Raw genomic sequence first — 9,391 nt, 5'->3', positions numbered from 1 at the left:
AGAGCTCCAGCCTTCCAAGCTGGTTGTCGCGAGTTCGAGCCTCGTCTTTCGCTCTAAAAAACCGAAATTTAATCGTTTCGGTTTTTTTATCAAACTTAAATAATTTTTGATTTTTGTTTTGTAAAAAGAATTAATTATTTATATTTGCACCCTGTTAATGCGAAAGTAGCTCAGTTGGTAGAGCTCCAGCCTTCCAAGCTGGTTGTCGCGAGTTCGAGCCTCGTCTTTCGCTCTTCAAAAGCCTCAAACATTGTTTGAGGCTTTTTTTTGTTTTTAAACCATATAAGTTATATAAGTTATTATAAGTTTTTTGCTAAGCCTTATTTAAATGAACTTATATAACTTATATGGTGGAAAAAACTATTTTAAATTGCTTAAATCGCTTTCTGGTTCTAGTTCTTCGGGAGTTTGGTTTTGTTTAAAAAGCCTTGCTTTTAAAGAACCTTTCAAAGTTATTTTATCTCCTTTTACTTCCAGCCAGCTTCCTTCTCTTAAACCTAAAACCGGAATGGCATTAAAAGCATGAAATTCTTTAATTCTGGTTTCGCGCGTTTCGCCCATATGCTGCGAATTTGTATCTGGATCTAAATAATGCGGATTCAAATTAAACGGAATTAATCCTAAAGTTTGAAAACTCGGCGGATAAATAATTGGCATATCATTCGTGGTCTGCATTGACAAGCCGCAAATATTACTTCCGGCACTTGTTCCTAAATAAGGAGTTCCGTTTTTAACTTTTTCGGCAAGCAATTGCATAATGTTGTTTTTATATAGCTGTGAAACAAGCAAAAAAGTGTTTCCGCCGCCCGTAAAAAAGCCTTCAGCATTTTGGATGGCTTTTTCAGGACTTTCAAATTCATGAATTCCCTGAAGTTTAATATTTATAGAAGCAAAAACTTCTGCTGCTTTTTTTGTGTATTCTTCGTGAGATATTCCGCCTGGGCGTGCGTACGGAATAAATAAAATAGTGGTACAGTTTTTAAAATGTAATTGTAACGCAGGTAGTAAATAATCTAAATAACTGCCGCCGTGCAGGGTAGATGTGCTGGCGATGATAATGCTTTTCATAATTCTAAACTCAAATTCTATTTGATAAAGATATTAAAAAAAGTCTGTCTAATATAATTGAGATATTGGAGTTTAATTAACATATTTTTACCAACTCATTAATACTAAATTTGGAAGACATTAGGATATTTTTACCTTTTTAATAATTCCCTAATATTTTCATTTTGACAAAGAATATTGTATTTTTTTTAATTGCCGTTATAAGTCAGAATTCCTGGTCTCAAAATCAGGAACGTACGATTATAAACGGAAAAATTACGGCAAATACAAATGATTTGGAAGGGGTTTATGTTGTCAATTCTCAAACAGAAGTTATGACGACTACAGATGCATCCGGAGCCTTTTCTATTTTGGCAAAACCAGATGATGTGCTTATTTTTTCTTCGATTCAGTTTAAAGAAAACAGGGTTTCTCTTTCGTGCGAAAATTTTACCGATTTGAATTTCACCGTAAGAATGAATTTAGTCGTGCATCAATTACAGGAAGTTATTGTAAAAAGATACGATAATATAAATGCTGTTTCTCTGGGAATTGTTCCGGCGGGACAGAAATCATATACCGAAGCTGAAAGAAAATTACGCACTGCTACAGCTTTAGATGCTGCAGCAAGTGCTACAGGAATGGTAGGCGGATCAATTTCTGCAGATCCTCTTTTTAACTTTTTTTCAGGCCGAACAGCAATGCTGAAAAAAGAAGTAGAAGTGGAGCAGAAAGAATTTTTCATGAGACTTTTAGAGAAAATGTTTACGCTGGAACATTTTGTGGATCGTTTAAAAATTCCGGCAGAATATGTAAAAGGTTTTGAATATTACGCTGTCGATAATAAACAGTTTACAAATATTTTGAACTCTAAAAATAAAACTTCAACCGAATTTTTGCTAGGCGAATTAGCAGTAAAGTATAAAGAAATAATTGCGAGTGAAGTTAAATAATACCCTACATATAATTTTAATTCTATTTTTTGTTCAAATTGGTTTTGGGCAAAATGCAGCTTCTAAAGAAATTTTAGGACAAATCTTCGAAAAAACTACTTCGGTTGACGGAGTAAATATTATTAATAACACGACACAAGTTTCGACTATTTCTGATGCCGATGGAAGATTTTCTATTGCAGTTAAAGAAGGCGATGTTTTGGTTTTTTCGGCAGTGAATCTAGAACCTTTAAAACGCCGAATTTCTGCTGAAGATTTAACTTTAAGCCTGCTCGTGATTAAAATGACGGCAAAAGAAATTGAATTGAAAGAAGTTAAGGTAAATGATAATTACGGAATTACGACTGAAAATTTAGGAATTGTTCCGCACGGTCAAAAAACATATACACCTGCAGAAAGAAAAGTCTATACCGCAACTTCAACTTCTATAGATAAAATCCTCAATAAAATTTCCGGACGTACCGCAATGTTAAAAAAAGAGGTAAATGTGGAAAAAAAAGAGATGCTTTTCAGAAAAATTGAGTATCTTTTTGATGAAAATTATTATACCGAAAGATTAAAAATTCCGGTAGATGATATCAAAGGATTTCAATTATATTGTGTGGATGATGCCGAATTTGCCGTATCTTTGAATACAAAGAATAAAACAATGAGTATGTTTTTAATAACAGAGTTAGCTCGAAAATATCTAATAATTCTTGAAAATGAAAAATAAACTAGGAGTATTCGTTGTTTGCTTATTTTGTCAAATAATGCTTGGGCAAAATGGCTCAAGAAAGTCGCTGCACGGTCAGGTTACAAACAAATCACTTGCCATAGAAAGTGGGTATGTTATGAATATTAATGCAAAATCCAGAACTTTTATTGGTCCGGGCGGATTGTTTGATATTTTGGCCCAGCCAAAAGACACTTTAGTTTTTACCGGTTTGGCTTTTCAGTCTAAAAAAATTGTTTTGACAGAGAAAGACTGTGCGCAAATACTTTTTTCTGTGCCTTTAGATTTGGTAAGTAATGAATTAAAAGAAGTGGTGGTTCGTAAAGATTTAAAAGTACAATCGTTAGATAAAAATTCGCAGAAATATGTTGATATGCAGTTTGAAGACGATAAACTGTCGACTGCAAAAAATACGGTAATGTATTCTGATCAAACGATTAAATACGGAATGGATTTCGTTAGAATTTTTAAAGATGTTAAAAAACTTCTTTCTAAAAATGATGTAAAAGAAGAAGAAATCACAGATATTGCCTTTGTAGAATATTCTAAAGCCAATTTTAAACCTGATTTTTTTACTAAAACTTTAGGTTTGAAAAAAGACGAAGTTGATTTGTTTTTGATGTTTTGTTCTAATGATCCAGAATCCAAAAGACATCTTAATGAAGATCAAAAATTTGAGTTGATCGATTTCTTAATCAACAAAAATGCTGAATTTAAAAAAGTGAATGCCTCTCAATAATGAAAAAAATATTGATTTATCCCTTAATCGGGATATTGTTTCTGTCGCTTTCTTCCTTTGCATTTCATAAATTTTATGTTGGTGTTTTTCAGGTTGAATATGCTGCTGAAAAAAAAATGATTCAAATTACATCCCGCATTTTTGTGGATGATTTGAATAATGCACTCGAGAAAAAGTACCATAAAAAAACTTTCGTAGGAACCGAAAAGGAAAGTCCCGCAGATCTTGATTTATTTAAAAAATATCTTGCTGAAAATTTTACTATTAAGATAAACGGACAATCAAAGCCAATTACTTTTTTGTCAAAAGAAGTAGAAAGCGGTGATGTTTTAATTTGTTATTCGCGAATAAAAGATATCGATAAATTTAAATCGATCGAAATTTCAAATACTCTACTTGTTGACTGGAGTTCTGAACAGCAGAATATTACACATATTTCAGTATTTGGTACTAAAAGAAGTGTCCTCTTTACGGAATCTTCAAGGAAAGAATTGTTAAAGTATTAATTAATCTGTTAAATTAATATTTTAATTGTTATTTTCACACCCTGACAAAAATTACCATTAGACTTTTATGAAAAAGCTTTCATTATTATTAATTTTTCCTGCAATGTTAGTTGCTCAGGAAAAAGCTGCGACACCTAAGCAGCAAGGCAGTTACGACACAAATAAATTCAGCCAGATGTACGATTTGCTGGCAACACCAAACATGTTTCGTACAGCTTCTGGAGCGCCGGGTCCTGCTTATTACCAACAGCAGGCAGATTATAAAATTGATATTGAATTAGATGATAAAAATTCAAAATTAACCGGTGCAGAAACAATCACATATTCTAACAATTCACCAGATACTTTAGAGTATTTATGGGTTCAGTTAGATCAAAATCAAGCGAGAGCAAATGGACAGACTTCTTTAGCTGAAGGAGAAAAAATCAATCAGGTTTTAGCTCTTGATGGTTTTTCATCTAAATATTTGAAAAAAGATTTAGAGCGCGGTTTTAATATCGAACAGGTAAAAGACGCAAAAGGAACTCCAATGTCTTATACAATCAACGAAACAATGATGCGTATCAATTTGGCTGCGCCTTTAAAACCGGGAGAAAAAATTTCATTTTCTATAAAATGGTGGTATAACATCAACAATTACAGAAAAGAAGGCGGACGTTCTGGTTATGAATTTTTCGAAAAAGATGGTAATAAATTATATGTAATTGCGCAATTCTATCCTAGAATGGCAGTTTACAACGATGTTGAAGGATGGCAGAATATGCAGTTCTGGGGAAGCGGAGAGTTTGCTCTTCCTTTCGGAAACTTTGATGTAAATATTACAGTTCCTGCAGATCACGTTATTGATGCAACAGGAGAATTAACAAACAGAAGTGAAGTTTTTACAGCAGAACAAGTTAAACGTTACGAACAGGCTCAAAAATCATTTGATAAACCTGTTGTTATTGTAACTCAGGCAGAAGCTGAAGCGGCTGAAAAAGGTTTTTCTGATAAGAAAAAAACCTGGAAATTCAGCGCTAAAAATGTGCGTGATTTCGGAATTGCTTCTTCAAGAAAATTCATTTACGATGCAATGGCTGTAAAAATTGGAAACAAAACTGTTATGGCAGAATCTGTTTATCCAAAAGAAGCAAACCCGCTTTGGGGAGAAACTTCAACACTTACAGTTGCACATACTTTAAAAAGTTATTCATCTCATACTTTTGATTATCCTTATCCTAAAGCGGTTTCTGTTTCGGCAGAAGATCAGGGAATGGAATATCCAATGATTTGCTGGAATTTTGGTCGTCCTGATGAAAACGGTGTTACGACTAAAGAGGTTAAAAACGGAATGATTGGTGTTATTATTCATGAAGTTGGACACACTTTTTTCCCAATGATCGTAAACTCTGACGAGCGTCAATGGACTTGGATGGATGAAGGTTTAAATTCATTTTTAGAATATTTAGCTGAACAGGAATTAGATCCAACTTTCCCTTCAAGACGCGGACCTGCAAAAAATATTGTTCCTTATATGAGCGGTGATCAGAAGTTTTTAGAGCCAATTATGTCTAACTCTGAAACGATTCACCAATTTGGAAACAACGCTTACGGAAAACCGGCTACAGGTCTTAATATTTTAAGAGAAGTAGTTATGGGAAGAGAATTGTTTGATTATGCGTTTAAAACATACGCAAACAGATGGAAATTTAAACACCCAACTCCAGAGGATTTCTTTAGAACAATGGAAGATGCATCTGCAGTAGATTTAGATTGGTTTTTTAGAGGCTGGTTTTATTCAACTGATTTTGTAGATATTGGAATTAAAGATGTAAAACAATATTATGTTTCTGAAACTCCAACTGCTGACATTAAAGATGTAAAAGTGAGAAAAGGCCGTTTTGGATTTGAAAAAGGCCCTTTTGTTTACTTAGTTTCGGGAGATAATCCAGAAGTTAGTGCTTCAAGCAAAAAAGCTTTGAAATTAGAAGATGTAAAACCATTGGCTGATTATGTAAATCAGACTTTTAGTGCAGAGGAAAAAGCAAGCATTAAATCGCCTAAATATTTTTATGAAGTTGAATTCAACAAACCGGGCGGAATGATTATGCCAATTCTTGTTGAAATTACTTATGAAGATGGTACAAAAGATAATTACCAATATCCAGCTCAAATCTGGAGAAAAAGTAATGATACAGCTAAAAAAGTTTATGCGACTACAAAACCTGTAAAAAGCATTCAGATAGATCCAAAATTACTTACAGCAGATATCGATGTAACAAATAATTCATGGCCAAAGGTTGAGCAAAAATCAAAATTTGACTAAGAACAAACGAAAAAGACTCTGAAAAGAGTCTTTTTTTTTAAGTAAATTTTAAAACTGTGCGCTTCAAAATTTAATATCTTTGTGGCACAACAAAAATAAAAGATATGTTTGGTATAGGAGGAGGAGAATTAGTTTTCATACTGTTTATAGTACTAATGCTTTTTGGTTCTGATAAGGTGCCGGAAATTGCCCGCACTATGGGTAAAGCAATGGCGCAGTTAAAAAATGCAACCAACGATATAAAAAGTGAAATTCAAAAAGGTGCAGAGGCCAATGGTCTTGACACGAAATCTTTGACTGATATTACAGGTAATATTAACGCACAAATTAATGATGCAAAATCTAATTTGTTAGGCGATACTACTAATTTATCCAGTAATCTGTTAGGTGAAACTGCCACAGAAATTGACAAAGTAAAAGAAGATATTGAATCACTTTCAGGACCTATAAAACGCCAAAGATAATATGCTTGAAAAAATAAAAGAATTAGATGTCAATTTATTGGTATATCTAAACGGTTTAGGTTCTGAAAAATATGATAAATTCTGGCTGATTATTACCGAACAGTTGAATTGGACACCATTCTTTTTGCTGTTGTTTTATCTTATTTATAGAAAAGTAGGGGGAAAGCAAACCTTGTATATATTACTTTTTGTCGCAATTTTAATCGCTTTTACAGATCAGACTTGTAATTTGTTTAAACATACTTTTCAGCGTTTGCGCCCTTGTAATGATCCTGATGTCAATACAATTATCAGAGTGGTTCAGGTTAGAAAATCTTTTAGCTTTTTCTCAGGACATGCTGCAAACACAATGGCCGTTGCAACCTTTTTATATTTGGTTTTAAAACGTCATTTCAAATATTTTGGTTTGTTATTCTTATGGCCTTTAATTTTTGCTTATAGCCGAATTTATTTGGGATTACATTATCCGGGTGATATTCTAACAGGGTATTTCTTTGGAGCTCTTTTCGGATTCTTAATCTTTTTAGCTTACAGAAGGTTGAAACCGCAATATTTTCCGGGATAATCTAAGGTTCTGAGTTTCTAAGTACTAAGCTTCTAAGTTTTCTCATATAAAATTTGGATAAATTGCCTCCAGCTTTAGCTGGAGATTCTATTGATAAAATTAAGAAGGCTTTAGCCAAAATACACTAGGTATTTGGCTAAAGCCTTTTTCTTTTTTAGGTTTTATTATCTCCAGCTAAAGCTAGAGACTATTGATTTATTTTATAGAACTCTGCTTACTGTCAACCCATCGCGGATTGGTAATAAAACCGTTTCCACTCTTGGATCATCTTTCAAAAGTTGATTATATTCTAAAAGTACTTTTGTGCTTACGTCATTTGGGTGAACTGGTTCAAGGATTTTTCCGCTCCACAAAACATTATCAGATAAAATAATGCCGCCTTTATTCATCTTTGGAACAATCATTTCCCAATAATTGAGGTAATTTTCCTTATCAGCATCAATAAATACCAAATCAAATTTTACATCTATAGTTGGGATAATATCTATGGCTTCGCCTAAATGCTGGAAAATTTGATTTCCCCAAGGTGAGGCATCAAAATACTTTCTTTGAAAATCAATCAATTCTTCTTTAATATCAATAGTATGCAATTGTCCGTTTTCCTGCATTCCTTCGCATAAACAAAGCGCAGCATAACCCGTATAAGTCCCAATTTCAAGAATATTTACCGGACGAATTAATTTAGAAAGCATACTTAAAACACGGCCTTGAAAATGACCGCTCAACATTCTTGGTAAAAGTATTTTTTGGTACGTTTCTTTATTAAGTTTGGCTAATAATTCTGGTTCGTTTTCAGAATGCTGCTCGATATAATCTTCTAATTCTTGTGATATAAAATGCATCTTGTAGTTGTTGTAATTGAATGCAAAAATACAAAAAATATCCGCTGACTATTTTGCATAAAAAAACCATTCGTTTAGGCGAATGGCTTTCTGTTTTTAGTTTTAATTTGAAAATTATTTTTTCAAAGCTTCATTTACATCTTTAGCTGTTTTCACAGTTCCGTCTTTTGCAGCTTTTGCAGCATTTTCAACTTTTTCAGCTCCTTTTTTCGTAGCGTCTTTTACATCAGTTGCTGTTTTCTTAGCTGCACTTTCAACATCAGATGCTGCTTTTTTAGCTCCATCTTTTACATCTTGTACAGCATTTTGAGTAGCATCTTTAGCTTTTGCAGCAGCCTCTTCTGTTTTGCTTACAGCGCTGTCTTTCACTTCTTCAATATCTGTTGTTAAGGAGTCAACTTTGTTTCCAAGAGTTAATTCTTCATCTGCAGGTTTAGGTTCTTTCTTCTCGCAAGATTGTAATCCCAAAGCTAATAATGCAACAACAGCTAAACTTAAAAAATGTTTTTTCATAATAAATTGTCTTTTTAGGTTATAAAATTTAAAAGGTTATAAAGTGGAATAATAAAAATACAAATTTTAAAATTATGGCGCGCTTTGTAAGATTACTTTTCTTTTGAGTGCAAGACAATTCTTGTGCCAAATTTTTGCAGTTTTGAAAAGTTGAAGAAATTTTTTTGCTGAAGCTTTTTTAAAAGTAAGCTTTAGTTTTTGTAAAGGCTGAAATTTATCACAATATCATCTTTTACTTTTATTAATCCGGCCATTTTTACGGGCGGTTCTAAGTCAATATCAGAAAATTTTAAATTTAGTGTTCCCTGAATTTTATCATCAGAATTATACAGAATAAAATCTTTGTATTTTAAAGTTTTATCGGTGATATAAAAGTTTAATCTGCATTTGTAATTTTTACCATTTGGTTTTACATCTGTAATGCAAACCGTACTATTTGGAAATTGTTTCACTTTTACGGTTCCTTGTAAATCTTTCGTCATTATTTTATTACCGCAGTCAAAGTTTGACATTTTGATTTCGGTATTAAAAGCTTCTTTTTTAGCTGAATTTATATAAACCGTATCTTTTATTGAAAAAGTATTTGAACAATTGTATTTGCCAACAGTAGATGCTCCTGTAATTTCTATTTTAATTTTATTTATTACTAAGGTTGTCTCTTCTGTTAAAAAAGTGGGTTTAGCACTTCCTGATAAAAAGAAAGCCGCTAAACCCATAATTAAAAAAATAAATTTTTTGTACA

11 protein-coding genes and 1 tRNA gene are annotated in these 9,391 nt (G+C 32.6%); 8 read left to right on the top strand and 4 right to left on the bottom strand.

The window, feature by feature from the left end; all coding sequences use genetic code 11:
• Nucleotides 1-159 precede the first annotated feature (159 nt).
• A tRNA-Gly gene (locus tag ACODSB_RS20005) sits at nucleotides 160-232 on the top strand.
• Between the two features lie 128 nt (nucleotides 233-360).
• On the opposite strand, the gene pepE is transcribed toward ACODSB_RS20005, so the two are convergent.
• Nucleotides 361-1,068: a dipeptidase PepE gene (gene pepE, locus ACODSB_RS20000; protein WP_488938309.1), complete on the bottom strand. Its 708-nt coding sequence runs from the start codon at nucleotides 1,066-1,068 to the stop codon at nucleotides 361-363.
• A 164-nt stretch (nucleotides 1,069-1,232) separates the two neighbouring features.
• Between pepE and ACODSB_RS19995 the strand changes: the two genes are divergently transcribed.
• The 7 genes from ACODSB_RS19995 to ACODSB_RS19965 all read left to right on the top strand — a co-directional run bounded on the left by ACODSB_RS19995 (nucleotide 1,233) and on the right by ACODSB_RS19965 (nucleotide 7,294).
• Complete coding sequence (locus ACODSB_RS19995; RefSeq protein ID WP_488938308.1) at nucleotides 1,233-2,000, top strand: carboxypeptidase-like regulatory domain-containing protein; 768 nt, start codon at nucleotides 1,233-1,235, stop codon at nucleotides 1,998-2,000.
• Nucleotides 1,987-2,715 (top strand): carboxypeptidase-like regulatory domain-containing protein, encoded by a 729-nt coding sequence (locus tag ACODSB_RS19990; RefSeq protein WP_488938307.1) that lies wholly within the window; start codon nucleotides 1,987-1,989, stop codon nucleotides 2,713-2,715. The genes ACODSB_RS19995 and ACODSB_RS19990 overlap by 14 nt, the downstream gene beginning before the upstream one ends.
• The gene (bamP, locus tag ACODSB_RS19985; RefSeq protein WP_488938306.1) at nucleotides 2,705-3,454 is read left to right on the top strand and encodes a BamP family beta-barrel-assembly machinery protein; all 750 of its coding nucleotides are present in this window, start codon (nucleotides 2,705-2,707) and stop codon (nucleotides 3,452-3,454) included. The genes ACODSB_RS19990 and bamP overlap by 11 nt, the downstream gene beginning before the upstream one ends.
• Nucleotides 3,454-3,960 (top strand): DUF6702 family protein, encoded by a 507-nt coding sequence (locus ACODSB_RS19980; protein WP_488938305.1) that lies wholly within the window; start codon nucleotides 3,454-3,456, stop codon nucleotides 3,958-3,960. The genes bamP and ACODSB_RS19980 overlap by 1 nt, the downstream gene beginning before the upstream one ends.
• A gap of 67 nt (nucleotides 3,961-4,027) precedes the next feature.
• Nucleotides 4,028-6,265, top strand: a complete 2,238-nt coding sequence (locus tag ACODSB_RS19975; protein ID WP_488938304.1) for a M1 family metallopeptidase — start codon at nucleotides 4,028-4,030, stop codon at nucleotides 6,263-6,265.
• A gap of 104 nt (nucleotides 6,266-6,369) precedes the next feature.
• A complete protein-coding gene (locus ACODSB_RS19970; protein WP_256637009.1) occupies nucleotides 6,370-6,729 on the top strand; it encodes a Sec-independent protein translocase subunit TatA/TatB in 360 nt (119 codons plus the stop codon).
• Between the two features lies 1 nt (nucleotide 6,730).
• Nucleotides 6,731-7,294, top strand: coding sequence for a phosphatase PAP2 family protein (locus tag ACODSB_RS19965; RefSeq protein ID WP_053472069.1), 564 nt, complete (start codon nucleotides 6,731-6,733; stop codon nucleotides 7,292-7,294).
• Nucleotides 7,295-7,494: 200 nt separating this feature from the next.
• Here the strand turns inward: ACODSB_RS19965 and ACODSB_RS19960 are convergent, their stop codons facing one another.
• From ACODSB_RS19960 to ACODSB_RS19950, 3 genes are all read right to left on the bottom strand, one after another.
• A complete protein-coding gene (locus tag ACODSB_RS19960; protein ID WP_488938303.1) occupies nucleotides 7,495-8,136 on the bottom strand; it encodes an O-methyltransferase in 642 nt (213 codons plus the stop codon).
• A 114-nt stretch (nucleotides 8,137-8,250) separates the two neighbouring features.
• The gene (locus ACODSB_RS19955) at nucleotides 8,251-8,649 is read right to left on the bottom strand and encodes a hypothetical protein (RefSeq protein ID WP_053472071.1); all 399 of its coding nucleotides are present in this window, start codon (nucleotides 8,647-8,649) and stop codon (nucleotides 8,251-8,253) included.
• Nucleotides 8,650-8,840: 191 nt separating this feature from the next.
• The gene (locus ACODSB_RS19950) at nucleotides 8,841-9,365 is read right to left on the bottom strand and encodes a YceI family protein (RefSeq protein WP_264554311.1); all 525 of its coding nucleotides are present in this window, start codon (nucleotides 9,363-9,365) and stop codon (nucleotides 8,841-8,843) included.
• Between the last annotated feature and the right edge of the window lie 26 nt (nucleotides 9,366-9,391).

It is taken from the genome of Flavobacterium sp. FG68 (genome assembly GCF_057808895.1).
The sequence above is the reverse complement of the archived record's forward strand: the minus strand, read 5'-3'. Positions and strand labels throughout refer to the sequence as shown.

Coding starts and splice junctions, on each gene's coding strand:
- ACODSB_RS19950 (WP_264554311.1), bottom strand. CDS start 9,365: ATGGGTTTAGCGGCTTTCTTTTTATCAGGAAGTGCTAAACCCACTTTT.
- ACODSB_RS19955 (WP_053472071.1), bottom strand. CDS start 8,649: ATGAAAAAACATTTTTTAAGTTTAGCTGTTGTTGCATTATTAGCTTTG.
- ACODSB_RS19970 (WP_256637009.1), top strand. CDS start 6,370: ATGTTTGGTATAGGAGGAGGAGAATTAGTTTTCATACTGTTTATAGTA.
- pepE (WP_488938309.1), bottom strand. CDS start 1,068: ATGAAAAGCATTATCATCGCCAGCACATCTACCCTGCACGGCGGCAGT.
- ACODSB_RS19980 (WP_488938305.1), top strand. CDS start 3,454: ATGAAAAAAATATTGATTTATCCCTTAATCGGGATATTGTTTCTGTCG.
- ACODSB_RS19960 (WP_488938303.1), bottom strand. CDS start 8,136: ATGCATTTTATATCACAAGAATTAGAAGATTATATCGAGCAGCATTCT.
- ACODSB_RS19965 (WP_053472069.1), top strand. CDS start 6,731: ATGCTTGAAAAAATAAAAGAATTAGATGTCAATTTATTGGTATATCTA.
- ACODSB_RS19975 (WP_488938304.1), top strand. CDS start 4,028: ATGAAAAAGCTTTCATTATTATTAATTTTTCCTGCAATGTTAGTTGCT.
- bamP (WP_488938306.1), top strand. CDS start 2,705: ATGAAAAATAAACTAGGAGTATTCGTTGTTTGCTTATTTTGTCAAATA.